The following is a 25,896-nucleotide window of genomic DNA, read 5'->3' as shown; positions in this document are numbered from 1 at the left end:
TAATATGCTTTGATACAAAGGAGCGAATGACTTTGATTGTAAAAATAATAAAACTTAATGTATTTAATATATGGTTCAAAAATGCCGCACGATAAAGCTTTACAAGGTATCTATGCTATCTCTGATGAGATTCTCACCCCTTATGAAATCCTCCCGCAATGTTTAGAATCTGCCCTCAAAGGTGGGGTGAAAATCTTCCAGCTGCGCGACAAAAGCCATAGCGATGAGTTTCTTTATCCTGTCGCAAAAAAGCTTATAGGGCTGTGCGAACGATATAATGCGCTTTTTGTGATAAACGATAGGCTTAATTTGGCTTTAAGGCTTAACGCTCCTGCTTTGCATTTGGGTAAAGACGATGGAGAAATCCCACTAGCAAGAGCGCGTTTCAAAGGGATTCTAGGGGCTTCAAGCTATGCGGATTTGCAAAAGGCAAAAGATTTAGAATCTCTAGGTGTGGATTATGTCGCTTTTGGTGCGTTTTTCCCCTCTCCTACAAAGCCCAGCGCACCCCTTGCACCTTTAGAGATTCTAGAATCTGCCAAAGGTGCGTTAAAAATCCCTATTTGCGCAATTGGAGGGATTAGCACTTATAATATACATTTGCTAAAAAATGCCGATATGTGCGCTGTGATAAGCTCTCTATGGCAAAATTATCAAGGCAAAAATGATTCTCTGGCTCAAGCTATATATCATAATGCTTGCGATTTAAGAGAGAGATTCTCATTTTGAGCTTTCATAGGGCTCAAGGAATAAACTTTATATCAAGGCTTGTGATTTTGATAATGCCAAGGATTGTTTTATCTTAACAGAATCAGAATCAACATTGACAAATCCCCGCAATAAGATTTAAGTTTGATTATTTTAAAATACTTATGCTTTATCTCTTGAAATTTTTTACTTAAACATAAAGGATAGCTAATTGAGAATCTTTCTATTAAGTATATGTTTATCAATCATTTTTACCGCTTGTGCGCTAAAACCCACGCTTCCTTGCAATGATAAGGAGAGCTGCAAAAGCAGTGGCGAAACCCTCCATGAACAGCGGGATTTCACCAAAGCTGCAGAATTTTACACAAAGGCGTGTGATATGAATGATGGGGAGATGTGCTTTAAATCGGGCTTGGTTTATCTTTACGACATTACAGGGAAGCAAAGTATAGCGCGTGGGACGATGCTTTTAGAGAAAAGCTGTGATTTACAATACTCCAGAGCCTGTTTTGCTTTAGGGACATTCTATGCGGAGGGGGAAAATGGGATTGAGCGAGATTTTAAACAAGCTATCAAATTTCATACCAAAGCGTGTGATTTGGGTGAATCTAGGAGCTGTTATAATCTAGGGTGGTATTATGATTTTGGGCAAGGCGTGGAGCGAGATTCTGAAAAAGCAAGGGCATTTTATAGTAAAACTTGTGATTTGAAAAACGCCCATGGCTGTGCGAATCTAGCGTGTTTTTACTATGAAGGTAAAAAAGTAAAGCAGGATTTTGCCAAAGCAAAAGATTTTTACGCCAAAGCTTGTGATTTGAAAAACGCTCAAAGTTGCGCGAATCTAGGAACGCTTTATTATCTTGGGCGAGGTGTAAAGCAAGATTTGACAAAAGCAATGGCACTTTTTAGCAAAGCTTGCAATATGGGAGATGCTCAAGGCTGTGGGAGTCTAGGAGAACTTTACTTGGGAGAAAATGGCGTGGAGCAAGATTTGACAAAAGCAAGGGCATTCTATGGTAGGGCTTGTGATTTGGGAGATCAGAGAGGTTGTATTGCTTATAGATTTCTCAATCAATAGAATAATATCCTAAGATTTGAATGGATTTTAAGTTGGATTAGCTTAGAATCTACCGCCTTTATCTCTGATATTTACCTAAGATCATACACATATAAAAGGCTACAAATGAGAATCTTTCTGTTGAGTATATGTTTATCAATTATTTTTACCGCTTGTGCGCTAAATCCCTCACTTCCTTGTAATGATAAGGAAAGCTGTAAAAATAGCGGAGAAACCCTCTATGAGCAGAGAGACTTTATCAAAGCTGCAGAATTTTACGCAAAAGCGTGTGATATGAATGATGCTATATCTTGCAATAAAGTCGGGAAACTATATTATCATCATTATCATCGCTCGACTCAAAACATAGAGAAAAATCCCGACAAAGCTATGGAGTTTTACACCAAATCATGTGATTTAGATAATGCCGAGGGTTGCTTGCTCTTAGGGACATTGTATGCAGACAAAAAAGATATGACCAAAGCAGAAAAACTATTTGATCAAGCTTGCGATATGGGAGATCCTGAAGTTTGCACCGATCTATATTTTTCGTATCTCGGTGGCGCACCCATAAAGCAAGATCTCAAAAAGGCGATTAAATTTGCTACTAAGGCGTGTGATTTGGGCGGAGCGACAGGCTGTGGTCTTTTAGGAGAGCTGTATTTTGAGGGAAAAGATGCAAAAAAGGATACCAAAAAGGCAATAGATCTTTTGAGTAAATCCTGTGATTTAGGCGGAGAGACTGCCTGTGGGCTGATAGCTCAAGCGTATCTAAAGGGTGAAGGTGTCGAAACAAATCTCCATAAAGCAGAAAATCTTTATATCAAGGCTTGTAAGTTAGGCAATGCTTTTGCATGCGCAAACCTAGCAGAATATTACCTCAATGGTCAATATTTTCAACCAAACATTCGCAAAGCAGTAGAATTTTACGCTAAATCTTGTGATTTGAGGTATGTTCATAGTTGCTATATTTTAGGAGAAGCATATTTTGAAGGTAATGATTGGGTGGAAGAAGATCACTTTAAGGCAGAAAAGCTGTTAAGCAAGGCGTGTTTTATTGAAAAAAATGGATATTTTGTATTTGATCCGCAAGGTCAAGAAGACATACAAAAATCTTGCAATATTTTAGCAGTTATTTATGCTCATAGTGAGACTTTCCCGCAAGACTATGCTAAAGCACAGAGTATTTTGACAGCACTTTGCGAGCTAGAAAATAGCTTTGCTTGTAATAATCTTGGTGTGATGTATGATGAGTATGATAAGAGTGATGTGCAAGATTTTACAAAAGCGGTAGAGCTTTTCACTAAAGCGTGTGAGTTGGAGAATAGTTTGGGTTGCTACAATCTAGGTGTGCAATATTATAGAGGCAGAGGTGTCAAACAAGACTTTTTCAAAGCGAGAGAGTTTTACTCCAAAGCATGTTATGCAGATCAAGCGAATGCTTGTTATAATCTAGGAATGCTCTATCTTCATGGTCAAGGAGTGAGGCAAAACTACTTGAGAGCAAATGATATGTTCTTAAAAACTTGTAATTTAGGCATAGCCCAAGGCTGTAATGATCTAGGAATGTCATACCAATATGGACGGGGAGTGAGGCAAGATTTGATTGAGGCAAAAAAATTATTTGGCAAGGCTTGTGATATGGGAGAACAAATGGGTTGTGATAACTATAAAAGACTCAATCGCTAATATTTTTTAACCTTTAGATTCTATATATAGCCACAACTCCAGAATCTAGCCCTACCATTCCTCACCAATGCCTAGCATGATGCACTTATCAAATCGAGGCAATACGCAATAGGCAAAAATCTCTCGCCCTAGCCCTAAGGCTTTTAAGTCGCTCAAATATCGCCCATCAAAGCTAAAATACATCTCATTTTCGGCATTTTTAGTAAATTTTCCCCCTACACCCACACCGCCTAAATGGCTGTATCGGATAAAAGAAGAAAGAAAAAACCGCGTTAGCACGATGCCACCTTGTAAAGATTCTTTTTCTTTGGGTGAAAGTGTGCGATAGACGGTGTGTTCTACAAGCGGACGAGAGCGAAAAAAAGGATAATTTCTCTCCTCTGATTGCTTTTTGACTTGCTCAAGAAAGTTATTGAGAATCTCGGTATTGTGTTCTAAATAATACGCCCCATCTTTGGGCAAAGTATAAGGATTGGGGGAATCATCTTTTGCGCTTAAAATACCTAAAATAACGGCGCATAAGCATATTATCCTTATAATCGGCATTATAAATCTTGATTAATCAAATACTCGAAACTTTCAAAATATAGCTTACTCACATCTTCAAGAGGGATATTGATCTCATCAATGCGTAGATTCTCGCCACTCACACAGCCAATCTCTTGTAAGGGAATCTGACATTCTTTAGCGATTGCCTGAAGCGAGGGAAGTTTGCCTGATTCTATCTCGGCAATAATACAGCTTTGAGAGGGAGCAAAAAGCAAGTGTGGCGATAAGCCTGTGCGGACATCACAGCCCAAAGGTTGATGCACACCATTACCCAATGCCATTTTAGCAAGAGTAAGTGCCAAACCTCCCTGCCCGACATCTTTTGCCGATAAAAGCAGCTCTTCATCAGTCGCTTTAAGCATTGCTTGCCAAAGTGATTGCTCTCTTTTTAAGTCAATCTGTGGGATACACCCATAAATCTTCCCTTCGAGAATCTTTTGCGCTAAACTCCCACCAAATTCTGCCTTTATCTCACCAAGCAATACTATCACACTCCCCGATGATTTAAAGCGTGAATCGATCGCTTTTTTTGCATCGTGGATAAGCCCCACGCTCACGATAGAAGGTGTAGGATAAATATCTATGCTATCACTTTGATTATGTAAAGACACATTACCACTTACCACAGGCGTTTGTAAGACTTCAGCAGCTTCTTTAATCCCCTCGCACACTTCCTTAAAGCTCCACATCACTTCGGGATTATGCGGTGAGCCAAAATTCAGACAATCACTAATCGCCAAAGGCTTTGCACCGCGTGTGATAGAATTTCTCCCTGCAGTTGCCACAGCGATTTTTGCCCCCTCTCTAGGATCAAGAAAACAATAGCGCATATTACAATACACATTCATACTAAGCCCTGCACCACTTTCTTTGATGCGTATCATACTCGCATCTCCACTCCCTGCGGCGATTATCGTATTGGTTTGCACACTACTATCAAACTGCTCATACACCCATTTTTTATTCATCATTTCCACACTACCAAGCAATTTAAAGAAAATTTCTTGTGTGCTTAGGTCTGTTTGCAATTCGCTGACTTGTTGGTCTGATAAAGAACGCTCTTTGATAGGACGATCCAAAATAGGCGCATTTTCACTCACATCTTCTACCGGTATTTCTGCACACTTTTGCCCAAACCAATAAAGCTCCATAATGCCACTTGAAGTTACTTCACCAATGATTGCCGCATCAAGCTCCCATTTTTTAAAGATTTCAAGCACTTTAGATTCACAGCCTTTTTTTGCGCAAATCAGCATTCTCTCTTGTGATTCACTAAGCATCAATTCATAAGGATTCATACTCGATTCACGCATAGGCACTTTATCGAGATGCAAAATCATTCCACTCCCTGCTCTTCCCGCCATTTCAAAGCTTGAGCTTGTCAATCCCGCAGCACCCATATCTTGAATCCCCACGATTAAATCCTGCTTAAAAAGCTCCATACATGCTTCTAAGAGTAATTTTTCTGCGAAAGGATCGCCGACTTGCACCGTGGGGCGCAAGGCTTTTGAATCTGAATCAAAACTATCACTGCTCATCACAGCACCACCTAGCCCATCACGCCCGGTTTTGCTGCCGACATAAATGACAGGATTGCCCACACCTTCAGCTCGTCCATAAAAAATCTCATCTTTTTTTGCTAGTCCCAAGCAAAACGCATTGACGAGAATATTGCCATTGTAACATGATTCAAAACTCATCTCTCCACCAATGGTAGGCACTCCCATACAATTTCCATATCCACCGATACCCTCAACCACACCTCGCAAAAGGTAACGATGCTTTTTGCCTAGCTCCCCCTTATTATCAACATCACCAAAACGGATAGAATTGAGTGAAGCAAGAGGATAAGCCCCCATTGTAAAAATATCACGCATAATGCCGCCTACACCTGTGGCAGCACCTGCATAAGGTTCGATAAAACTTGGGTGATTGTGAGATTCTATCTTAAAAACTGCACATAAATCATTACCAATATCAATCACACCAGCATTTTCTCCGGGTCCTTGCACTACCCAAGGAGCTTTGGTGGGAAAACCTCGCAAATATTTTTTACTTGATTTATAGCTACAATGCTCACTCCACATCGCTGAAAAAATACCAAGCTCAATCAGATTAGGTTCTCTGTGGAGAATCTCTACAATATGTGTATATTCCTCTTGTGAAAGTTTGTGAGCTTGCAAAGTCTGCTCTAAATCAGGGATTTTTCCTAGAAGATGTGTGATGTCTTTCATTTTCTAACCTTTTCAAAATGTCTCATTTGTCTCTTTAAAGTTATGGATTCTAACACATTTCCCATTGTTTTATTTTTAAAATGCTACAAATAAGGGTATTCAAAAAGTAAAGGCAAAGAGAAATTAGCATATTTTAAGTTTGAGATAAACACTCATTTACTACAATAGCCATTTATTCAAGCATAAAATTGAGGAGAGAGACACGATGAAGTATATTAAGTTTTTTAAGGAACTCAATAATAAAGATGTTCCTATTGTCGGCGGTAAAAATGCAAGTATCGGAGAAATGTTTCAAGAGCTTGTTTCGGAGGGTATCAAAGTCCCTAATGGATTTGCAATCACAAGTGAGGCTTATTGGTATTTGCTTGATTCTGGAGAGATTAGACAAAAAATTATTGATTTGCTCGATGGTGTAGATGTAACTGAAATTGATGTTCTCAAAACACGTTCAAAAAAAATCCGTGAATTGATTTTTGGGACACCTTTTCCTGCGGATTTACGAGAAGAAATCTTCAAGGCTTATGAGATTCTAAGTAAAGAATATGGTATGAAAGAAGCTGATGTTGCGGTGAGAAGCTCTGCAACAGCAGAGGATTTACCCGATGCAAGTTTTGCAGGACAACAAGATACTTACTTAAATATCAAGGGCAAAACCGAGCTTATTCACTATATTAAATCTTGTCTCGCTTCGCTTTTTACCGATAGAGCCGTGAGCTATCGAGCTTCAAGGGGATTTGATCATTTTAAAGTTGCTTTGTCCGTGGGTGTGCAAAAAATGGTGCGCGCAGATAAAGGCAGTGCAGGTGTGATGTTTAGTATCGATACAGAGACAGGTTTCAAAGATGCTGTGTTTATCACTTCAAGCTGGGGATTAGGTGAAAATGTCGTGGGAGGCACGGTAAATCCCGATGAATTCTATGTCTTTAAGCCCACACTCAAAGAAGGCAAACGCCCCATTATCAAACGTCAGCTTGGACACAAGCACCAAAAAATGGTATATGCGCCACGAGGTAGCGATCGCCCTACAAAAAACATTAAAACAACACAAAGAGAGATGAAAACATTTTCTATCACCGATGCCGATATTTTGACCCTTGCTCACTATGCGATTAAAATAGAAGAACACTACACAAAAGAAGCGGGAGAATATCGCCCTATGGATATGGAATGGGCAAAAGATGGAGACAGCGGGGATATTTTCATCGTCCAAGCAAGACCTGAAACCGTCCAAAGTCAAAATATGAAAAAACAAGCGGGTGCAAATAAAATTGAGAAATTCAAATTCATTCACCCTAACGATAAAAAAGAAATAATCCTTACTGGTAAAGCGATTGGCAGTAAGATTGGGACAGGTAAAGCGCGTATCATTAATGACATTGAACATATGGATACTTTTAAAGAAGGAGAGATTCTCGTAACAGACAATACTGACCCCGATTGGGAGCCTGCAATGAAAAAAGCTGCTGCTGTGATCACTAATCGCGGTGGGCGCACTTGCCACGCAGCGATTGTCGCTCGAGAAATCGGTGTCCCTGCAATCGTAGGAGCGATAGGTGCGACTGACCGACTTTATAATGGTATGGAAATCACCGTCTCTTGTGCAGAAGGAGAAGAAGGGCATATCTATGATGGCATACACGAATATGAGATTGAAACAATTGAGCTTAGTAATCTTGGCAAACCCAAAACAAAAATCTATATGAATGTGGGCAATCCTGAAAAAGCTTTCAAATTCTCAAAACTCCCTAACAATGGTGTAGGATTAGCTCGAATGGAGCTTATCGTGCTTAACCAAATCAAAGCTCACCCTCTTGCGCTTCTTGATATACAAAATGGCAACACTAAGAATCTCAAAGAAAAAAATGAAATTGAAAAAATCATGGCAGGTTATGAGAATCCTAAAGATTTCTTTACCAAAAAGATTGCTGAAGGGATTGGTATGATTTGTTCGGCATTCTACCCTAACCCTGTTATTGTGCGCACAAGCGACTTTAAATCTAATGAATATTGCGGTATGCTTGGTGGTGCAGCTTATGAGCCTCACGAAGAGAATCCAATGCTTGGCTATCGAGGTGCTAGTCGGTATTATTCAGACCTTTATCGCACAGCCTTTGAATGGGAATGTCAAGCCTTAGCAATGGTGCGTGATGAAATGGGGCTTACTAATATGAAAGTGATGATACCATTCTTACGCACTCCTGAAGAAGGTAAAAAAGTGCTTGAAATCATGAGACGCAATGGATTAGAATCTGGTAAAAATGGCTTAGAAATTTATGTGATGTGTGAATTGCCTGTAAATGTGATTTTAGCTGATGAATTTTTAGAACTCTTTGATGGATTCTCTATCGGTTCAAATGACCTCACCCAATTGACTTTAGGTGTTGATCGTGATGGGCATTTAGTAAGCCATGTCTTTGATGAGCGTAATCCCGCGATGTTTATAATGTTTAAGAAAGCGATTGAAGCTTGTAAGCGTCATAATAAATACTGCGGTATTTGCGGACAAGCTCCGAGTGATTATCCAGAAGTAACAGAATTCCTTGTCAAGGAAGGCATCAGCTCTATTTCTTTGAATCCTGATTCAGTGATTGCGACATGGCAAAAAGTAGTAGAGGTAGAGAAAACACTAAAATAATTAGATTAATGAAGAGTTTTTGAGTATGTTTGAATCACAAGTGCAATTTGTATCTGGCAAAAATGTAAAAACAAGTAAATCTCAAATAAAGCCACTTGCATTTTACAACGCACGAAAAGGTGTTGGGTTTAATTTGGATTTTAGAATTGATACAAATGTCGGAGAACGAATGATAGGACTTGATACGGCATCTCAAAAGCTCATTGCAAAGATGAGAGAAATCTTACAACAATGCAGCCTAAACACTTTCAGTAGCGAAGGTTCTTTTGCTATTTTTGCTAACAAAAAAGTATTACATGGAAGATCAAAATTAAATCAGTTAGAAAACATTGAAAAGAAAGTTTTTGATTTGTATTCTGCGCCTCGAGTATTATTAAGGAGTAAAGGTATTGCGAGAGAAGAATTTATGGAGGTAAGTGTATGAAAAAAGACTATTTAATTGATGGCTTAAAAGATTCTTCTATCTTTGGCGTATCTTTTATATTTTTATATCTCTCTATTGGTGCTAATGGTTATGCTAATTCATTGAGTTTCTTTGAGAGTGTCGCCACTACTTTATTTGTTTTTTCTACTCCTCTGCAGTTTCTCCTCGTGCAAAGTTACCAAGATGGCTATATTCTCATTCCCCTTATTTTAGCGATGAATGCACGGTTTTTATTGATGAGTGCCACGCTCTCACCTTATTTCAAGCATCAAAGTTTATTCTACCTTGCAATTTCAAGTATTCTTATTTGTCCCTCTGTTTTTAGTGGCTGTATATCAAAGTTTAAAAAAATGAATGAATACCCCTTTGCATATTTTATCGGGCTTGGGTTGCCTATATGGCTTGTATCACTTCTTTGCACAGGCTTAGGTGCAAGTATGGGTGCAGCTCTCAATTCACCGGAATTAAGAGAGATTATCGCTCTGGTGCTACCTTTGCAATTTACAGGGCTTGCAGCAAAGCATTATCCTAATTTTAAAGAAATTGGAAGTTATTTTTGGGGATTCTTATTTGCTCCCTTTGTGATTGCACTAACCCCAAGCTATTACTTGTTGATTGTGCCATTTGTAATTGGCGCACTCATGTTGCTTTATGATGAAAATCAAAGAGCGCGCAAAAGAAAGATTGCTTCAATGACACACTAAAGGAGAAATTATGAGCATGTTTTGGATATTACTTTTATTTGCTGCCCTAACGATATTTATTTGCAGAGTCTTACCTTTTATTTTTGCTGATCATGCCCTGCTTGGCAATACTGATGGGAAGTTCTATCGTTTTTTGACTTATAGCACGCAAGCTATGCTTGGGGCTATTGTGTATTCGACTGCATTTTTTACACATGATATTATGACTTTTGTGCAAAATTTTGCTTTTATTGATGCACTCAAGCTCCTACTTTTGGCTTTTGTATTTTTTGCCACACTTTGGACAAATCGCCTCTTAAGTGCATTTTTACTTGCCCTTGTTGTTTTTGTAGGATTTATTATGTATTTTTATCAAACTTAATATTAAAATCATTTAGAATCTAAGCTTTCGGCGAGCGAAGATTTTAATATTTTTTACTATAAGGACTTCAAGGTAATCCCTCAAAAAAAACTTTAATTTTCTTTTATTGCACAGATTCTACAATTATTCTTATGATTTCTTCAAAGAACCCTCTATTCAAAAAGCTAAGATAAGAATTGATTTATGAGGTTTTATCGTATCTTTTGAAGAAGTTTAATATCCTCAAACCATATTACCAATATTATTAAAAAGATAATTTGTCAAAAAAACTTCAAATTTTTCTCTTTCTATTTTGGTTTCATTGTAAAATTCTACATTGATTTTTTTCACATAGATTTTGATTTCTTTCATCGTAGGAGTTTTTTCACTTAGAGGCAAAATTGCGTTCAAGACAAATTTCTTTTGGCGCATATTCAACTCTACGCTAAAAGCAAAATTAATCATATTGAACATAACAAGCGTGCCTATAAATCCACTCATAGGTAACTTTGTGCCTCCTTTTTTGCTTGTTTAATAAAAAAATCTTTAATAAGCTCCACGGGAATCTCATTTGTAATAAAAGGATCATAAGAATCAACCCATGGAGATTCATTATGTGTCTTGTTACGCAATTCCCAAGCACTATAAGCATTGTATTTATTAAAAATAAAAGGCAAAAGGTCTAAATGCGTTTTGTTATAAACTTCATGTTTGAAGTGATCTAATTCCTTGAAATCAATCGCGAGTTTGCCATATTTTTTAAATCGATCATAGATACTTTTCACGACAGGTCCATGCTTCCAAGCCTCTATACTCTCTTTAAAAAGAGATGTCCCAACGATGCTTAAAAAATGTCCTTGAGCATAATAAAGCATTTTTTGCATTTTGAGATTAGAAATCACATCGCCTGCATCTAATTCTCTCGCACGATACAAAAAATATAAAGCCACATCATACGCATTTAGTGTTTTCATTATACCATTTCCTTTAAGTGATGATTGATAATATTTATTTTTTAATAAGCAATTTTCTTGCCAAAGTTAAGTATATAAGCATTTGGTAAAAATAATTAAGAGATACTAATTGATAAATCTTAAGAATCTGCAGAGGATTCTAAATCTGATTATAAAAATATATGAAGACAAAAAGAAGCTTGCAAAGAAAACCTTAGCTTTTTGCAAATCTTAAGGTGAAAAAATCTAGGAATGTTATTTTTACCCCATAAGATTCTAAAGATAACTCCGCGCCCCTTTGTAAGCCTTCGTCCAATAAGCAGAATCTAATCGTGCCTTGCTGACGCTTTTTCCTTTGCTTGGGGCATGTATAAATTCATTATCCCCCACATAAATGCCCACATGATTAATCCGTCTTCCCTTATTGGTAATAAAAAAGACCAAATCCCCTTTTTGGAGCTTATCTTTACTCACTGATTTGCCATCATCGTATTGTTCATAAGATGCACGAGGTAAAACAATGCCATTAAGCCGATAAACTGCGTGAGTTAAGCCACTGCAATCAAATCCAGAATCTGATGTGCCTCCCCATTTATAAGGCACACCAATGTATTGATACGCACTTTCCACAATATCCTCACGCACATCGTGATTTTTTTGCTTCTCTGAAGAATATTTTTTCTGATTGATTGCATATTTTTGTGGTGATACGATGAAAAATACATCAATCAGATTCTGTTGTTGGTATTTAAAGGCTTCTGCTTTGGCAAGCTCTGCACTGCGATAATCACCAAAACGCACTTTATACATATTGTTTTCTTTAAACAAAAACGCATCTAAGCCTTTAGTATTAAGAGAATCTACAAGCTTCCCTGCATTATCAACTTCTTTAAAACTCCCTACTTGCACGCTATACGCAATGGATTTTTGAGCATTCAAAGAGGCACAACCTGTGCATATTAAGATAATTAAAACAATCATAAAACTTAATATTTTATTCATTTTATTTAATCCTTGTAAATTTTAAACGAGTTTAATACATTCGAGGTCCAAGAAACCTAAGCCCTACAGAGAGCCAACTCTGCCCACCCTTAAAAGCATTACCATAAGTACCATCAAGCTGGATTCTATCAGGCATAAGCCATATGCGCAAGCCAAATTGGTATTTAGGCGTATCTAATCGCTCATAAATGGTTTCGGCAAGAACCCACACTCTTTTACTGACTTCTTGTTCCAAACCCAAGCCTACATTATAAATATGTTCTGAAGAAGTGTTATGCTCAAGTTTATATCCAAGATTTGCATGCACAAATAAACGATTATCAAAAAATGCCTTGCTGATAGGCACATACAAATAAAAATCGTTAGGATTCTTTAATCGCCTAAAATTATACGCATTACCGAGAGCCAACCCAAAGCTATAGCCATCTGTCTCCAAATCCTTAAGGACTTTTTTCGCTCCAATCACAAGCTCTCTACCACCCCATTTCGCCCTATGATCACTCATTGCTTGAGTAGGCTCATTGCTCAGTAATCCACCAAAACTGATTTCCACATCATAGATAAAATTACAACCTGCTATTGCCCAAAATTCACCGATTTGATGACTATACTGCCCCCAAGTCTCTAATTGACAAGAGTGTTCATCGACTACGCGCGCATCATCGGTGATCATCGGACGCGCTGCAAACATTAGATTCACGCCAAATCCAAAAAAAAGAATAATCCATACTGCTCGTTTCAAAAGTTTTCTCCAAACCAACTTGCCACATCACTTCTGATTGTCTGATGAAGCTGAATACCTGCAATAAAATCATCACACACTGCCTTGCTTAAAAGGCTTAATGCGCCATTACGAAATTTGCTTAAATACGGGTGGTCAATTTGCGCCCAATCACCCAAAAAGACGATCTTACTTCCCTCACCTATCCTCGTCCCAATGAGCTTAATAGTAGCATTAGAGGCATTTTGCACTTCATCAAAGATGACAAATTTATTCCCAATACTAATGCCTCGAGCATGGGCAATATCCACCACTTCAATTTTATGTTTTTGTAAAAAATACTCGGTAGCATCTTGTTTCTGGATACCATTAACTTCTCCGCGATATTCTATGCGTTTGGCAAGTGAGCTTTCTTGAAGTTTGTCAATCGTAAAATTAACCGCACTATAAAGCGGATACATAAAATATCCTAATTTTTGATTCTCATCACCTTTACGATAGCCTAACTCTGCCTCTTTGTCATTGGCAGTAATAGTGTTTCTCATATAAATGATACCATCAACTATGCCATTTTTGAGCAATGTAAGGGCTGCTTGGAGTGTGATAAGTGTCTTGCCACTTCCGGTAGAGCCCGTTACGATTGTGAGATTATTTTGAGGGTGGAGCAACAAGGCATAAAGCATTTTTTGTTCAAGATTGATAGGCGTAATATAAGGCTGATGATTTTTAAGAATCTCATCAAGATTCTGTTCTTCAAACACACCACCAACCTTAATACCAAAGATCTTTTTGCCTGTTTTGTATAAAGAACTTTCAGTATTATCCATTTCATCAATCTGAATCAAGCTCCATTGAGGAAGCTGCATAAAATGTGGATCGCTGTTGAGATTCTCTAACGGCTTATCTTTGTGTAGCTCGAAATGCGCCCAAAAATCAATATCGTTAGGATTCTCTACACGATCCCTAAAAAGGGATTGAGCATTGATGCCTTGTGCTTGCGTGCGAACTTTCAGAGAAATATCATTTGTAAGCAAAATAAGCGCATAATCACGCGCAATTTCTATCAATTTTGAATCATTATAACTATGCTCTTGAAAGGGAAGTTTATATTGAGAACGATAAATCAAAATGATAGGGATAGACATATTGTCTTTTTTGAAAAAAATTTTTTGCGTAAAGTCATTATTATTCTTGGCAATACACATAATATCATCAGGCGCATCTTGTCTAATGGTATCAAAATCATCACTAATAGAGCGGAAAAATTCTCTTGCAAAATATCCATTTTCATTGCTCAAATCTTTCTTTTTATCTAATTCTTCAATCACAACATCAGAAATAAAAATCTCATTTTGAGCATTCTGCCACAAGTAAATGATATTTTGAATATCATCTAAAATAATAGAAGTGTCAAGCAAATATCTTTTAGCAATCAATTAACCCCCTTTTGATAGAATAATGACATTCTATCAAAAGAATACATAAAAATCATAAATTGCAATAAAGGATTCTAAGATGTCAGTAAAGTTTAAGGGCAACCCTGTCGTTTTAAGTGCTCATACAATTAAAGTCGGTGATAAAGCACCTGTAGTTGAACTTGTAGGAAAAGATCTGTCCAGCATCACCATAGGCGGTGCAAAAGATGAATATCAAATTATTAATGTTGTCCCAAGCCTTGATACAGGTGTTTGCGCGACTCAAGCGCGAAGATTCAATCAAGAAGCAGCAAAGATTAGTAACGCTAAAGTTTATGTGGTTTCCATGGATTTACCTTTCGCTCAAGGAAGATTCTGCACGACTGAAGGTATTGAGAATCTTGTCGTATTGAGTGATTTTGTGGATAAAACTTTTGGCAAAGCTTATGGTTTGCTTTTACAATCAGGTCCCCTCAAAGGTTTGCTAACGCGTTCTGTGATTGTTATCAATCCACAAGGTGAAGTGATCTATACTGAAGTATGTGAGGAAATCACTAATGAGCCTCACTATGATAATGCGCTCAATGCAATCAAATAAGGAAACGAAATGGATATGCTCACGCTTGATGAAATCTCAAAAATACTTGATTCGGGGACTTTTTATCTAGCAACTAAAGGCACTTGTGGGAATCCAAGAGTGCGTCCTATGCAATCCCATATCGTTTGCAATAATAAATTGTATTTTGGCACTTCTTGTGATAAGAATCTTTATAAACATATCAGTCAATTTCCGGGTGTAGAAATATGTATCAGCACGAGCGATATAATGCTTTTGCGCATTCGCGGAGAAGCAAGAATCGTCAATCATACAGATGTTAAAGAAGCGTTACTAGCGAAATATCCTCGTGTTCAAAAAATATTTCAGAATGCACTAGATACGAAGTTTGCAGTTTTTTATATCGAAAATATAAGTGCAAAATTGCAAGATTATAACGGAAATACTCTTACCTACAAAGAATAGCCTAGCTATTCTTTGAAACGATAGAATTAAAAAATACCTCCATTGACGCTATCAACAAATTTCATTTTATTCACTACAGAATCAATAAGCCCTTTCATTTCTTTGCTATGATTATCATTAGCAGCGATTTTTTCAAACTCATCAAAACTTAATTTAGAAGAGTTATTTTTAAGATATTCCATTGCTGTTCTTTCATTATTATTGATCAAGCTCTCATTTTTTAAAGTATCAGCGAGATTCTCAAATGAAGTTTTATCTCGGAATCCCCCCTCAAGCTGTCCGCCAATCTCACGAGCCTTTGTCAATTCGATTGATGGAGAAAAACGATCATCAATGCGTCGCGTAATATCAAAATGCTGAAGTGATTGAATCGATCTGTCTTGATTATTAAGACCATCTACACCATTGATCTTTTGCTCACTTTCATTGCTTTCATTAGGAGCTTTTTGCGGCTGATTAGCGACATTGTAAATGTTAGAAAGCATATTTTGCACACCTGATTGATTAATTTTAGTAATATCCATTTGTGCTCCTCCTGATAAAGTAAATTTCTTTCAAAACAAGCAAGATTTATTCCTAAAAATCCCACCCTCTGCTTGATTGTGAAGATGCAACATCACCTTGATGCTTTTCTTCCTGTTGCACTTGAGTAGGCTGACTTGCATCTTGAGATTCTAAAAACTCCTTAAGCACCTTATATGCCTGCTCAATTTCCCGAATCTTGGGCAATGAAGATTCACAAAAACTTTTATTGATATTTTTAGAATCAAAAATATTTTGTTTTGATTTTTTGATCAATTCATCGTAAGTTTGCTTCACATCTTCTAAAGTCATACCCTGATGATATTCAAAAATTTCTTTAGCTGTTTCCAAACTCATTTCCAAATCTTGGGCGAAATTTTTCTCAAAATTTTCATAAAGCGCATTAAAATCTTCATTGGAAATCTCAAATAACGCTGCAACATCAATAATACACTCTTGCTCGCCTTCAGACAATACACCATCAGCATAAGCTAGTGCAAACAAAAACTCTACAACCTTAAGACGCTTCTTATATTCACCCTTTGTAAGTTGCGTATAACGATCGCAAAGAGATTCTAACGACATAGAGTTATTATCTTTTTGTTCCATAATGATATTTTGAATATCTTCTGGTGTAAGCTTAGGATTCTTACTTTCAGCAGACATATCAACTATCATTTCATCTAAAAGTTTTTGCTCTAATGGACAAATATGTCCATCACTCCACACCACTTTGCCCAAAATCGCACTCAAAACACCAAACTCACTTGCCTTTGCCTTATCCAATGCAGCAATCTCTTCATAAGGATTCTGAAAGCTAATCACCTCTTCGGCAGTGTTATTATTCTTACCAAATGAAGGCATCTGATGAAGCGGATTTTTCAAATATTCTTGTAAAGTATTATAAAGGAGATAAATGACTACCCCCGCAATTGCTAATAAAACAATTTCCATATATCCTATCCTTATTCTGATTTTCTTACTTAAATTGTAGCAAAAATTCGTTACATTCTTCTAAACTCGTTTATTGATACGCTTTTCAAAATCTCTTTTGATTTTTTCCTCTTGTTCGCGCTCACTCTTACGAAGACGTCTAATCTCTTCAATGCGTTCATTTTCGAGTGCGATTTTACGCTCTCTGCTTTCACGCATCTTTTGCATATATTCTTCTCGCCTCTTAGGATCTTGATAATGTATAGGCTTTACAAACAATACTCCTAAAATCACAAAAAAGAATACCAATGCCATTGAAGCATCTTCTCCACCAAAATGATACCAAACTCCTCCAATAATCGCAGCAGCTAAAACTTTAAAAGCAGGTTGCATATTAAAAAATCCTTATCTTATTTTCATGATATACAAAACCAAGTTGGTGATGCTCCAGCACTCCAAAAGCCAAAAGTAAAACTTGAGGTAAAAACAAAATAGGCAAAACAATATCATCACGATTATAGGCTTTACACATTTGCTTTCTTTTTGAATCAAGCATATAAAATTGTGAAAGCGAATAAGACAAAATAAAATCTACACCCAAATCAGCCATATCAAAAAAGAGTTTTGCACCATTATAAAGAGCATTTGTGGGATTAATACTCAATAAATGCGTATAATATTGATGAGCAAGCGGTGTATCAATACATTCCAATTGAATAGCCTCATAGATTCTGTGATTGGTTGTTTTAGGCAAATGCCCTTGATAACCACCTTTGAGAATCACCGAAGAAAATGCAGAAAAACGTCTTGTGATAAGATGAAAAAAGTCAAGTGAATTTAACAAATCAGGTAAATAAGCCATTTGCACCTTGCTATCATACTTTAATCCCAAAGGTGCGAGATGAGTTTGCAGATTCTGCATAACTTGCACATCTCCTTCAATGCGAGTCTTTGCATACACTGCATTTGCATAAGCATCTTCTTCTAAAAATACCAAAATAGCCTCTTGACTATCCGCAAATGCGAGATTATATCCCATTGCATAAATAAGCTCACCTGGTTCGCTCATTCTTGCCCAATATCCCCCATAGTATTTAAAAGGTTGAGGTGTAGGCAATACTTCTAACTTAAGTTGCTTAAAAAGTTCATAAGAGCTTGTAAGCAATGCTTTAGCTTTTTCATCTGTATGGTAAACATCATAAATCATATATTTCATTGTCAAACCTTAATTGTAGAGTTCAAATCGTTCTCGTATCATATCCCATATTTCTTGATCAATTTTTTCTGCTTTAGGATAAGCAAACTCTGCTACACTGACAAAGTTCATTATTCCACCTTTTTTATCTTTGAGAATCTCGAGCAACTCTTCTGATTTTTGCGGATAACGAGATAAAAGCCACTTAATATAAAGGAAAAATCCATCGCCATAATACTGCTCATTGTCCATTGGCGTAATGAAATTAATCATCATATAGTCTTCAAAGGCTTCTTTGTCTGATTTTGTGAGAAAATCAGCATCTTGAAAAAATGTTTCATAACGTTTCCAAATAGCTTTTTTATTAAGTATCAAATCTTTTTTAGCATAATATATTGATACAGGCTCAATAACCCATTCATTACCAAATCTCTGCACCAAATCCATCACGGGAAGATTCTCAAAAATAACTATTCCATTCAAACGCAATGTAAGGCGGTCTTGTTCATATTCAAAACCTCGAATCTCCTTTTGGATATACTGAAGCACATCTTCAAGACAATGAGAATCTTGAAAGCAAAAAGATAATTTTTGATAATAAGGCAGATAATCTATACCTGCCGTAAAACGAAAGACATTTAATGTGAGCCGATCCATCATACCTCCTCGCGATTAATCCAATTGCTCAATTTTATCAAAAAATCCTTTTAAAAGTAAATTATTTTTTAAAAAAACGTTGATTTTCAGGATTTGAAGATAAAGCAAGCGAAGATTGTTCCAATCCTTTTTTTTCAGTTTCATAAAGTTTCTGAATCTCTTCTTCGGGGATTCTGTAAAGTTTAGGTTGTGTAACATTTGTAAATAAAGGGATTTCTTGGAGCAAATCATCATCTTGAAACAAAATTTGCACAATTGCATCATAAGGAATACTTACAAAACTCCCAATATTTTCGTTCCCAAAACCTGCTTCAAAGTCTAAAGTTCCATTGTGTAACTCAATACTTTCAAAAGTATATCCCGCCATAATAAAAATAGTCATTTCTGCAAAATCTTCAAAGATATAATCAGGCAATGGAGGCGCAAATTTGATTTTATTAACTTCACACAAAACACTAAAATTCATACCCTCTTGCACTAAAAACTGCAATGTTTCTTTTGCATGGGCAACCATCATTGCCTTAAGTTTTTGATGTGTAAGAATTTTGCTCATTCACAATCTCCTTAAACTCTTCAAGCATTTTTCTCACTTCTGCGATACCAATCAACCAAAACTTATCACTCTCGACATTGAATCCAAACTTACGAATAAGCTCTTTGGGGCTTTTACTGCCACCCAAAGAAAGAAACTCAACATAAGTATCGATAAATTTTTGTTTGCTTCGTTGTGTTTTTTGGGATTTATACAACCCAAATAATGCCAAAACAAGCAATTGCCCATAACTATAAGCATAGCAATAAAAAGGCGAATGGATAAAATGAGGGATATAACACCACCAGCCCTCATAATTCTTAGTTAATTGCAGAGAATCTCCAAACATTCGTTCATTTTCTTCTTTCCAAATACGATCAAAGGCTTCGGGTTTGAGTTCTTCTTCAGTGCTATGAATCCTACGTTCAAAATTCGTCATCACGACTTGACGAAACATTGTCGAGTAAATATCCTCAAGTTTCCCTGCATATAAGGCAATCAATTCGTCCTTTTCAAGCGTCTTTTTCATTTTGTCAAATAAAAGCATTTCGGCAAAAACTGATGCTGTTTCAGCTGTCGTCAAAGGTGTGTCCATATTTAAATAGCCTTGTTTTTTAGAAAGCTCTTGATGGATCATGTGTCCAAACTCATGAGCAATCGTAAAAGCATCGCGTCTCGAATGCGTATAATTTAGTAGCACATAAGGGTGCGCACTAGGCACACTCCCATGACTGAAAGCACCGCCACGCTTATAATCTGCTGGGTGAGAATCTACCCAACCTTTCCTCAAGCCTTTCAATGCAATATCTTTGAAACGTTGATCAAAATCCCCAAAAGCCTGCAAAACCATATTGATGGCTTCATTATAAGGAAGATTCTGTGGCTTTGTGTCTAAAGGTGCGTAACGATCATAATCTTTAAGCTTCTTTAAACCCAAAAGATCGCGTTTGATATTGTAATATTCACTCACCATTCCAAAATGTTCATTTACGACTTCAATGAGTTTATCTACGCTTTTTTGTGTCGCTTGATTCTGAATGTGTCGGAAAGATTCTGGGCTTTTATAACCTCTCATTTTCATATTAATCATACAATCTTTTCTGACCATATTTAAAATATACCCCAATAAATGGCGAGATTTTTTCAATCCCTTACTGAAAGATTCTTGCGCTTGTTTTCTCACACTTCGTTTAGAATGATGCAAAAGACTTAGAATCTCCTCTTCGCTGATATAGGCTTTTGATTTTGCTTTCTCACTTTTATGCTTAGAATCTTCTTTGACCGCCTTAAAACGCATTTGAGCCAAATGTTCGTCAAAAAGTCGAGAAAACGCACCCACACCAACAAGAGAAGTCGTGAGAAGAACCTTTTCTTCAGCAAGTGAAAGCTGATATTGATCGTTTTCGATAAGCTTTTGGAGATAAAACTCATAATGTGGTTCGTTTTTTATAATATCTTCGCGTTTCTTTTCATTCAATTTGCAAAATTCTAATTCAAAAAATAAAATCAGATTTTGAGATTGATTTGTGAGATTCTCGTATTTTGCATAAAAATCGCCCTGTGTAGTATCTTTAGCAAAACGCAAAAACGCATAAGTCATCACGCGTCCAAATCCCTCTAAAATCGCCTCATATTCGCGTAAAATCACACCAAAATCTTTAGGCTTAAAAGTATGCAATTTCCCCTCATAAGTCTTTGCAAAATGTTTTGCACGGCGCGTGTTTGCACTGATAAAACGATCTAAAGATTCTTGTGTTTTGAATAATGCGCCTAAGTCCCATTCATTTTGCGTAACGGCTACTTTTCTCATATTTTAATTTCCTCCTCTTTTTCTTCTTGCATCAAAGTGAGAGCTTTGAGGAAACTCACGCTATCAATCTGCATTCCTGAAGTCATATTTTTAATCGTGAGAGTTTTACTAAGGTATTCCGTCTCTCCAATGACAATCACAAACTCATGACCCTTAGCATTCGCATAGCCAAAAGACTTTTTAAGTTTGGTAACTTCAGGATAGACTTCAATAGGAATCTTGCTTCTTCTAAAAGATTCTGCAAGATAATGCGCATAGTGCATATATGCTTTATCCATACAAACGATTAATGCCCTTGCTGAAGTTGAAGCCCTCCATTTAAGCAAACGCAATTCTTCCAAAGCAGCCAACAATCTATCAATACCGATTGAAGCACCCACACCACTCATCTTTTCTTTGGAAAATGTCCTTGTGAGATCATCATATCGCCCACCAGAACACACACTACCAATATTTTTCAAAGTGTTGAGCGTGGTTTCATACACAATCCCTGTATAATACCCCAACCCTCTTGCGACAGAAAAATTGATCCGATAAGTGTCTTGATCCATTTGTAAAAAAGACAGAATCTCATAGAGAGCCTTTAAATCTTCGATACCTTTTTTAATAGATTCATTCCATTCTTCCATATAAGCGATTTCTTTGAAAAATGTCTCGCTATCGCTTTGCTGCTTGATTGAAGTGCTTGCAAGCAAATTACGCGCTAGCTCAGAGCTTAATCCCAGCTCTTGTTGAAGCTCTTGCAATACACCCTCTTGCCCAATTTTATCAAGCTTATCAATAATACGCAATGTTGAAGTAATATCTTTTGAATCATTGATGCCAAAATGCTGACAAATACCATTGAGAATCTGTCTGTGATTAAGCCAAATTGTAAATTCATCAATCCCAAGCCCTACCAATGAGGCATAAATGACTTGCAGAATCTCCGCATCACATGAGATACTATCACTCCCAATAAAGTCAAAATCGCATTGTGTAAATTCTCTATATCTCCCTCTTTGCGCCCTTTCACCACGAAACACATTCCCAATCGCATAACGTTTAAAGGGCAATTCCACTTTACTTTTGTACTGTGAAATGAATCTCGCCAAAGGCACGGTAAGATCAAAACGCAACGCCACATCTCGCCCACCATGATCCTTGAAACGATAAAGTTCTTTTTGTATTTCATCACTCCCTTGTTTAATCAGCACATCAGCATATTCCATATGCGGCGTCTCAATAGGAACAAATCCAAAATCCATAAAAACATGACTGATTTTATTCAAAAGATGAGTTTTAGCAATAGCTTCTCTAGGAAGTCGATCTTTAAAACCACTCAATGTGCGGGGAGTAACCAACATCAATACGCTCCTTATGATAAAAACATTAAATTTAAATGCAAAATAATAATAAATTATGGAAATTCTACCCTAAAAATGCTTTATTTTTGCACTTTTTAAGTGATTTTTTAAGCTTTTTATCCCTAGAATAATCGATTTTTACATATTCATTATACAATAATAGCAATCACAGAATCTCTAACAAGGAATATGATGAGCCATAATCAAAACTTATCTGACACTTCGCATTCCTCTATTAAAACGATTCTCTTGCGTTTGCCAAATTGGCTAGGAGATAGTGTGATGGCATCTGCAGCATTTGAATGGCTTAAGATCATTTACCCTCAAGCAAATTTTAGTATCGTAGGCACAAAAGCAAGCTGTGGGATTTATGAGCGTGATCCCAGAATCAAGCACATCTATATTGATGAGACAAAAAAATCGCATTGTCGATTCTATGCTACTTACACCTTTGCAAAAAAAGTTGGCAAACATGACATTGCTATCAGTTTTAATAATTCTTTTTTTGCTGCTTTGTTTTTGTTTTGGAGCAAATCCCCCACTCGTATTGGTTATGCAAAAAACTTTCGTTCTTTTCTGTTAAGCAACGCTTTACCTTTACACAAATCTCCCCCTTCATCAGATTCTAAACACACGCCAAAATATCATCAAGTGATTCTCTATATTAAGCTTATCATCGCACTGCAAGCTACTCAAGATTTTGCATTAGCAAAGTTACGCCTTTTGCGTCCAGATTTAGCAAAGCAAACATCTTTTACAAGCGATGATCTTGCCTATGCTCTTTCCACAATGCCCCTAAAACTTATAGCCAAACCTTTAGATTCTGTATGCTCACACGACAAAACAGATTTGAGCCACAGCCCCAAACGCATTGGCATTAATCCCGGAGCAGCCTTTGGCAGTGCTAAGCGTTGGGAGCAATCACACTTTATAGCAGTTATTAAGCATTTTTTAGCGCAAGGCAATGAAGTTTATCTCTTTGGCTCAAGCATAGAATCTTCTGCAAATGCTCAAATCGTGCAATCTCTTGAGCTAAATAAAGAATCTGCAAAATACTTCAAAGATTTGACAAATAAAACCACACTTAGCGAACTAATCGATTATATTGCTATGATGAATGTATTTATTACAAATGATAGCGGTCCTATGCACATTGCTACCGCCTTGAAAGTGCCAATTGTAGCGATTTTTGGTCCCACAGATATTGGAGAGACTGCACCTTATCGTGTAGGAAAATACGCTACTTTGATTTCAAAATCTTTACCTTGCTCACCTTGTAAAAAACGAGAATGCCCACTCAAACATCATCAATGTATGAAACAAATCACACCTGAAGAAGTCATCACACAAGCACAACTTTTACTCGATATTTTCCCAACTCACACCTTTTCATCAAGATATACAGAAGAGATTCAAGCAGAGAAAATAGCCACACTCCCACCCGATGAATCTTTAATCGCTAGACACTCATCACCTAATGATTTTTACAACAAAGGTCTTGAAAATGCTCATTGATTTCAGTGCTTCAACTCCGTTGCAAACCTATAAGATTCTAAGTAACGCAATCACTCCTCGCCCTATTGCATGGGTCAGCACATTATTTCCTAATGGCAATGTCAATCTCGCCCCTTTTAGTTTTTTTGCCCCTCTAAGCGCAAATCCCCCGATTCTCTCACTTTGCATTATGCAAAAGAGTGATGGTTCGCAAAAAGACACCTATCGGAATCTGATAGATTCTCAACGCGCTACAATCAGTATGTGCGATTTAGCTCATTTACAAGATCTTGATTCTAGTGCGCAAGAACTCGCTTACAACACAAGCGAAGCAAGTGAATTTGAGATTGATTTAGAGATTCTCCATTCAGACTTCCCTCCTGCTCCCAAAGGCATACAAATCGCTTTTATGTGTGAGCTTTATGATATATTAGAATTAGGCGAAAGCAAAAGTGTGTTATTGCTTATCAAATCTTCTTATATTGCTGATAATATTTATACGCCTGATTTAAATTTTTTACCCAACTTTATTGGGCGTGTGGGACGCTATTATAAATCTTTAGGTGCAAGAATCACCTTTGAAAAGCCCAAAAACAAACCTCAAGAATCTCAAGAAGACATCAATGAGGATAACAGCAGCATTTCACAACCCCAAACTTCGCTAAAAAATGAATAAGGGATTTTATTAAATGATAAAATATGCTAAAATTTTATTTTAATCCCAATAAGGTTTAAATATGTCAGAAACCATTTCTTTACTTTCTAAACTCATCACTTATCCGAGTATCACACCTCAAGAATGCGGAATCTATACGCTTTTAAAAGATTTTCTCTCACCCTTAAATCAACACTACACGACACATATTATCGAACAAGAAAATCAAGGAGTAAAAAACCTCTTTTGGATTGCGCTTCCTCGACATATCACAATAGAAAATCAAACAGAAAATCAAACCTTGCACAGCAAAAACTTAGAGGGCTTAATGCATTTGTGTTTTGCAGGACATATTGATGTCGTCCCAGCGGGTGAAGGTTGGGATAATGATCCCTTTAGTGGTCAAGTCAAAGAAGGCATTATGTATGGGCGTGGGACACAAGATATGAAAAGCGGTGTGAGCGCGTTTATGTGTGCGATTAAAGATTTTTTACTTCAAGATTCACTCTCTTCCTCTCCTATGCCCTTTGCCTTATCCATCTTGCTCACAAGCGATGAAGAAGGTGAAGGGACTTATGGCACAAAAGTGATGCTTGATCAGCTCAAAACTTTGGGAATCTTGCCACATTTTTGCATTGTCGCAGAACCTACAGCCACAGAAAAAAGTGGCGATACACTCAAAATCGGTCGAAGAGGCTCTTTAAATGGAATTTTACGGATTAAAGGCAAGCAAGGGCATGTCGCCTATCCTGAAAAATGCCTTAATCCTGTGGAGATTCTAGGACACAAGCTCGGTGATTTGGCAGGGATTAATCTCGATAATGGCGATGAAAATTTCACTCCAAGCAAACTCATCATCACTGATATTCGCGGCGGTATGGAAGTCGTCAATGTAACACCCAATGAGCTAAAAATAATGTTTAATGTCCGATTTTCACCTGCAAGCAGTGAAGATTCTATACGCTCCTATGTGCAAGAAGTGCTGGGCAATATATCCTATGATTTAGAGCTTAAAACAAGCTCCCTACCCTTTATCACTTCTAGGGATTCAAAGCTAATCACGCACCTATCTCAAGTAATCTCTCATCTTTATACTTTTACACCGACCTTGAGCACAAGTGGTGGGACAAGTGATGCGCGATTTTTTGCAGCATTTGGCGTAGAAGTCGTTGAATTAGGTGTCCCAAATGATAGAATCCACGCTATCAACGAACGCGTATCATGTCAAGATGTAGAGAATCTCTATCAAATCTTTAGAAATCTCTTGCAAAGCTTTTATCTTTCAAATCCAAAGGAGTAA

General features: G+C 37.1%; 27 protein-coding genes. 12 read left to right on the top strand and 15 right to left on the bottom strand.

Features of this window, described 5'->3' with window-relative positions; genetic code table 11:
* Nucleotides 1–81 precede the first annotated feature (81 nt).
* The 3 genes from thiE to LS68_RS03895 all read left to right on the top strand — a co-directional run bounded on the left by thiE (nt 82) and on the right by LS68_RS03895 (nt 3,454).
* On the top strand, nt 82–729 hold the full coding sequence (gene thiE / locus LS68_RS03905) for a thiamine phosphate synthase (protein ID WP_034371184.1): 648 nt from the start codon (nt 82–84) through the stop codon (nt 727–729).
* A 190-nt stretch (nt 730–919) separates the two neighbouring features.
* Nucleotides 920–1,786: a tetratricopeptide repeat protein gene (locus LS68_RS03900; RefSeq protein WP_052100226.1), complete on the top strand. Its 867-nt coding sequence runs from the start codon at nt 920–922 to the stop codon at nt 1,784–1,786.
* Nucleotides 1,787–1,891: 105 nt separating this feature from the next.
* A complete protein-coding gene (locus LS68_RS03895) occupies nt 1,892–3,454 on the top strand; it encodes a tetratricopeptide repeat protein (RefSeq protein WP_052100224.1) in 1,563 nt (520 codons plus the stop codon).
* 51 nt (nt 3,455–3,505) lie between these two features.
* Here the strand turns inward: LS68_RS03895 and LS68_RS03890 are convergent, their stop codons facing one another.
* Together LS68_RS03890 and purL are read right to left on the bottom strand one after the other, a co-directional pair.
* Complete coding sequence (locus LS68_RS03890) at nt 3,506–4,000, bottom strand: hypothetical protein (RefSeq protein ID WP_034370455.1); 495 nt, start codon at nt 3,998–4,000, stop codon at nt 3,506–3,508.
* Nucleotides 4,000–6,237 (bottom strand): phosphoribosylformylglycinamidine synthase subunit PurL, encoded by a 2,238-nt coding sequence (purL, locus tag LS68_RS03885; RefSeq protein ID WP_034370452.1) that lies wholly within the window; start codon nt 6,235–6,237, stop codon nt 4,000–4,002. The genes LS68_RS03890 and purL overlap by 1 nt, the downstream gene beginning before the upstream one ends.
* Nucleotides 6,238–6,442: 205 nt before the next feature.
* Between purL and ppsA the strand changes: the two genes are divergently transcribed.
* From ppsA to LS68_RS03865, 4 genes are read left to right on the top strand one after another with little or no spacing between them, the layout of a single operon-like run.
* On the top strand, nt 6,443–8,872 hold the full coding sequence (gene ppsA, locus LS68_RS03880; RefSeq protein ID WP_034370449.1) for a pyruvate, water dikinase: 2,430 nt from the start codon (nt 6,443–6,445) through the stop codon (nt 8,870–8,872).
* A gap of 25 nt (nt 8,873–8,897) precedes the next feature.
* On the top strand, nt 8,898–9,296 hold the full coding sequence (locus LS68_RS03875) for a hypothetical protein (protein WP_034370447.1): 399 nt from the start codon (nt 8,898–8,900) through the stop codon (nt 9,294–9,296).
* Nucleotides 9,293–10,000, top strand: coding sequence for an AzlC family ABC transporter permease (locus tag LS68_RS03870; RefSeq protein ID WP_034370445.1), 708 nt, complete (start codon nt 9,293–9,295; stop codon nt 9,998–10,000). Before LS68_RS03875 ends, LS68_RS03870 begins: the two co-directional genes overlap by 4 nt.
* A gap of 10 nt (nt 10,001–10,010) precedes the next feature.
* Nucleotides 10,011–10,361: an AzlD domain-containing protein gene (locus LS68_RS03865; RefSeq protein ID WP_052100222.1), complete on the top strand. Its 351-nt coding sequence runs from the start codon at nt 10,011–10,013 to the stop codon at nt 10,359–10,361.
* Between the two features lie 222 nt (nt 10,362–10,583).
* Here the strand turns inward: LS68_RS03865 and LS68_RS03860 are convergent, their stop codons facing one another.
* The 5 genes from LS68_RS03860 to LS68_RS03840 all read right to left on the bottom strand — a co-directional run bounded on the left by LS68_RS03860 (nt 10,584) and on the right by LS68_RS03840 (nt 14,452).
* The gene (locus tag LS68_RS03860) at nt 10,584–10,841 is read right to left on the bottom strand and encodes a hypothetical protein (protein WP_034370442.1); all 258 of its coding nucleotides are present in this window, start codon (nt 10,839–10,841) and stop codon (nt 10,584–10,586) included.
* Complete coding sequence (locus tag LS68_RS03855) at nt 10,838–11,314, bottom strand: type II toxin-antitoxin system antitoxin SocA domain-containing protein (protein ID WP_034370438.1); 477 nt, start codon at nt 11,312–11,314, stop codon at nt 10,838–10,840. The genes LS68_RS03860 and LS68_RS03855 overlap by 4 nt, the downstream gene beginning before the upstream one ends.
* A gap of 255 nt (nt 11,315–11,569) precedes the next feature.
* The gene (locus LS68_RS03850; RefSeq protein WP_034370435.1) at nt 11,570–12,295 is read right to left on the bottom strand and encodes an NlpC/P60 family protein; all 726 of its coding nucleotides are present in this window, start codon (nt 12,293–12,295) and stop codon (nt 11,570–11,572) included.
* 31 nt (nt 12,296–12,326) lie between these two features.
* Nucleotides 12,327–13,037: a hypothetical protein gene (locus LS68_RS03845; protein ID WP_034370433.1), complete on the bottom strand. Its 711-nt coding sequence runs from the start codon at nt 13,035–13,037 to the stop codon at nt 12,327–12,329.
* A complete protein-coding gene (locus tag LS68_RS03840; RefSeq protein ID WP_034370430.1) occupies nt 13,034–14,452 on the bottom strand; it encodes a PhoH family protein in 1,419 nt (472 codons plus the stop codon). The genes LS68_RS03845 and LS68_RS03840 overlap by 4 nt, the downstream gene beginning before the upstream one ends.
* Before the next feature lie 79 nt (nt 14,453–14,531).
* Between LS68_RS03840 and tpx the strand changes: the two genes are divergently transcribed.
* Together tpx and LS68_RS03830 are read left to right on the top strand one after the other, a co-directional pair.
* Nucleotides 14,532–15,029: a thiol peroxidase gene (tpx, locus tag LS68_RS03835; RefSeq protein ID WP_034370427.1), complete on the top strand. Its 498-nt coding sequence runs from the start codon at nt 14,532–14,534 to the stop codon at nt 15,027–15,029.
* Between the two features lie 9 nt (nt 15,030–15,038).
* Nucleotides 15,039–15,452, top strand: a complete 414-nt coding sequence (locus LS68_RS03830; protein ID WP_034370424.1) for a pyridoxamine 5'-phosphate oxidase family protein — start codon at nt 15,039–15,041, stop codon at nt 15,450–15,452.
* Between the two features lie 26 nt (nt 15,453–15,478).
* Here the strand turns inward: LS68_RS03830 and LS68_RS03825 are convergent, their stop codons facing one another.
* The 8 genes from LS68_RS03825 to hisS all read right to left on the bottom strand — a co-directional run bounded on the left by LS68_RS03825 (nt 15,479) and on the right by hisS (nt 22,444).
* Nucleotides 15,479–15,976, bottom strand: a complete 498-nt coding sequence (locus tag LS68_RS03825) for a hypothetical protein (RefSeq protein WP_034370421.1) — start codon at nt 15,974–15,976, stop codon at nt 15,479–15,481.
* 52 nt (nt 15,977–16,028) lie between these two features.
* Nucleotides 16,029–16,928: a TerB family tellurite resistance protein gene (locus LS68_RS03820; RefSeq protein ID WP_034370418.1), complete on the bottom strand. Its 900-nt coding sequence runs from the start codon at nt 16,926–16,928 to the stop codon at nt 16,029–16,031.
* Between the two features lie 60 nt (nt 16,929–16,988).
* A complete protein-coding gene (locus LS68_RS03815) occupies nt 16,989–17,300 on the bottom strand; it encodes a hypothetical protein (protein WP_034370415.1) in 312 nt (103 codons plus the stop codon).
* 1 nt (nt 17,301) lies between these two features.
* A complete protein-coding gene (locus tag LS68_RS03810) occupies nt 17,302–18,123 on the bottom strand; it encodes a hypothetical protein (RefSeq protein WP_034371171.1) in 822 nt (273 codons plus the stop codon).
* A 9-nt stretch (nt 18,124–18,132) separates the two neighbouring features.
* A complete protein-coding gene (locus LS68_RS03805; RefSeq protein WP_052100217.1) occupies nt 18,133–18,759 on the bottom strand; it encodes a DUF5644 domain-containing protein in 627 nt (208 codons plus the stop codon).
* Nucleotides 18,760–18,820: 61 nt separating this feature from the next.
* Entirely contained in the window at nt 18,821–19,312 is a 492-nt protein-coding gene (locus LS68_RS03800) for a hypothetical protein (RefSeq protein WP_138090989.1), read from the bottom strand.
* Nucleotides 19,281–21,101 (bottom strand): M3 family oligoendopeptidase, encoded by a 1,821-nt coding sequence (locus LS68_RS03795; protein ID WP_034370567.1) that lies wholly within the window; start codon nt 21,099–21,101, stop codon nt 19,281–19,283. The genes LS68_RS03800 and LS68_RS03795 overlap by 32 nt, the downstream gene beginning before the upstream one ends.
* The gene (hisS, locus tag LS68_RS03790) at nt 21,098–22,444 is read right to left on the bottom strand and encodes a histidine--tRNA ligase (RefSeq protein ID WP_034371238.1); all 1,347 of its coding nucleotides are present in this window, start codon (nt 22,442–22,444) and stop codon (nt 21,098–21,100) included. Before hisS ends, LS68_RS03795 begins: the two co-directional genes overlap by 4 nt.
* A gap of 195 nt (nt 22,445–22,639) precedes the next feature.
* Here hisS and waaF point away from each other — a divergent pair, with 195 nt between their 5' ends.
* The 3 genes from waaF (at nt 22,640) to dapE (ending at nt 25,896) form a co-directional block, all read left to right on the top strand.
* A complete protein-coding gene (gene waaF, locus LS68_RS03785; RefSeq protein ID WP_081950902.1) occupies nt 22,640–23,962 on the top strand; it encodes a lipopolysaccharide heptosyltransferase II in 1,323 nt (440 codons plus the stop codon).
* Nucleotides 23,952–24,617: a flavin reductase family protein gene (locus LS68_RS03780; RefSeq protein WP_081950901.1), complete on the top strand. Its 666-nt coding sequence runs from the start codon at nt 23,952–23,954 to the stop codon at nt 24,615–24,617. The genes waaF and LS68_RS03780 overlap by 11 nt, the downstream gene beginning before the upstream one ends.
* Before the next feature lie 61 nt (nt 24,618–24,678).
* Nucleotides 24,679–25,896 (top strand): succinyl-diaminopimelate desuccinylase, encoded by a 1,218-nt coding sequence (gene dapE / locus LS68_RS03775; protein ID WP_034370564.1) that lies wholly within the window; start codon nt 24,679–24,681, stop codon nt 25,894–25,896.

The organism is Helicobacter sp. MIT 05-5293 (assembly GCF_000765665.2).
Taxonomy (GTDB): Bacteria; Campylobacterota; Campylobacteria; order Campylobacterales; family Helicobacteraceae; genus Helicobacter_C.
Note: the sequence above shows the minus strand (reverse complement) of the source record. Positions and strands in the feature narration are given on the sequence as shown.

What these genes read in the sequence shown, in the direction of transcription:
- thiE (WP_034371184.1), top strand. Translation starts at nt 82, where the DNA reads ATGCCGCACGATAAAGCTTTACAAGGTATCTATGCTATCTCTGATGAG.
- LS68_RS03895 (WP_052100224.1), top strand. Translation starts at nt 1,892, where the DNA reads ATGAGAATCTTTCTGTTGAGTATATGTTTATCAATTATTTTTACCGCT.
- LS68_RS03890 (WP_034370455.1), bottom strand. Translation starts at nt 4,000, where the DNA reads ATGCCGATTATAAGGATAATATGCTTATGCGCCGTTATTTTAGGTATT.
- purL (WP_034370452.1), bottom strand. Translation starts at nt 6,237, where the DNA reads ATGAAAGACATCACACATCTTCTAGGAAAAATCCCTGATTTAGAGCAG.
- ppsA (WP_034370449.1), top strand. Translation starts at nt 6,443, where the DNA reads ATGAAGTATATTAAGTTTTTTAAGGAACTCAATAATAAAGATGTTCCT.
- LS68_RS03875 (WP_034370447.1), top strand. Translation starts at nt 8,898, where the DNA reads ATGTTTGAATCACAAGTGCAATTTGTATCTGGCAAAAATGTAAAAACA.
- LS68_RS03870 (WP_034370445.1), top strand. Translation starts at nt 9,293, where the DNA reads ATGAAAAAAGACTATTTAATTGATGGCTTAAAAGATTCTTCTATCTTT.
- LS68_RS03865 (WP_052100222.1), top strand. Translation starts at nt 10,011, where the DNA reads ATGAGCATGTTTTGGATATTACTTTTATTTGCTGCCCTAACGATATTT.
- LS68_RS03860 (WP_034370442.1), bottom strand. Translation starts at nt 10,841, where the DNA reads ATGAGTGGATTTATAGGCACGCTTGTTATGTTCAATATGATTAATTTT.
- LS68_RS03855 (WP_034370438.1), bottom strand. Translation starts at nt 11,314, where the DNA reads ATGAAAACACTAAATGCGTATGATGTGGCTTTATATTTTTTGTATCGT.
- LS68_RS03850 (WP_034370435.1), bottom strand. Translation starts at nt 12,295, where the DNA reads ATGAATAAAATATTAAGTTTTATGATTGTTTTAATTATCTTAATATGC.
- tpx (WP_034370427.1), top strand. Translation starts at nt 14,532, where the DNA reads ATGTCAGTAAAGTTTAAGGGCAACCCTGTCGTTTTAAGTGCTCATACA.
- LS68_RS03830 (WP_034370424.1), top strand. Translation starts at nt 15,039, where the DNA reads ATGGATATGCTCACGCTTGATGAAATCTCAAAAATACTTGATTCGGGG.
- LS68_RS03825 (WP_034370421.1), bottom strand. Translation starts at nt 15,976, where the DNA reads ATGGATATTACTAAAATTAATCAATCAGGTGTGCAAAATATGCTTTCT.
- LS68_RS03820 (WP_034370418.1), bottom strand. Translation starts at nt 16,928, where the DNA reads ATGGAAATTGTTTTATTAGCAATTGCGGGGGTAGTCATTTATCTCCTT.
- LS68_RS03815 (WP_034370415.1), bottom strand. Translation starts at nt 17,300, where the DNA reads ATGCAACCTGCTTTTAAAGTTTTAGCTGCTGCGATTATTGGAGGAGTT.
- LS68_RS03810 (WP_034371171.1), bottom strand. Translation starts at nt 18,123, where the DNA reads ATGAAATATATGATTTATGATGTTTACCATACAGATGAAAAAGCTAAA.
- LS68_RS03805 (WP_052100217.1), bottom strand. Translation starts at nt 18,759, where the DNA reads ATGGATCGGCTCACATTAAATGTCTTTCGTTTTACGGCAGGTATAGAT.
- LS68_RS03800 (WP_138090989.1), bottom strand. Translation starts at nt 19,312, where the DNA reads ATGAGCAAAATTCTTACACATCAAAAACTTAAGGCAATGATGGTTGCC.
- LS68_RS03795 (WP_034370567.1), bottom strand. Translation starts at nt 21,101, where the DNA reads ATGAGAAAAGTAGCCGTTACGCAAAATGAATGGGACTTAGGCGCATTA.
- waaF (WP_081950902.1), top strand. Translation starts at nt 22,640, where the DNA reads ATGAGCCATAATCAAAACTTATCTGACACTTCGCATTCCTCTATTAAA.
- LS68_RS03780 (WP_081950901.1), top strand. Translation starts at nt 23,952, where the DNA reads ATGCTCATTGATTTCAGTGCTTCAACTCCGTTGCAAACCTATAAGATT.
- dapE (WP_034370564.1), top strand. Translation starts at nt 24,679, where the DNA reads ATGTCAGAAACCATTTCTTTACTTTCTAAACTCATCACTTATCCGAGT.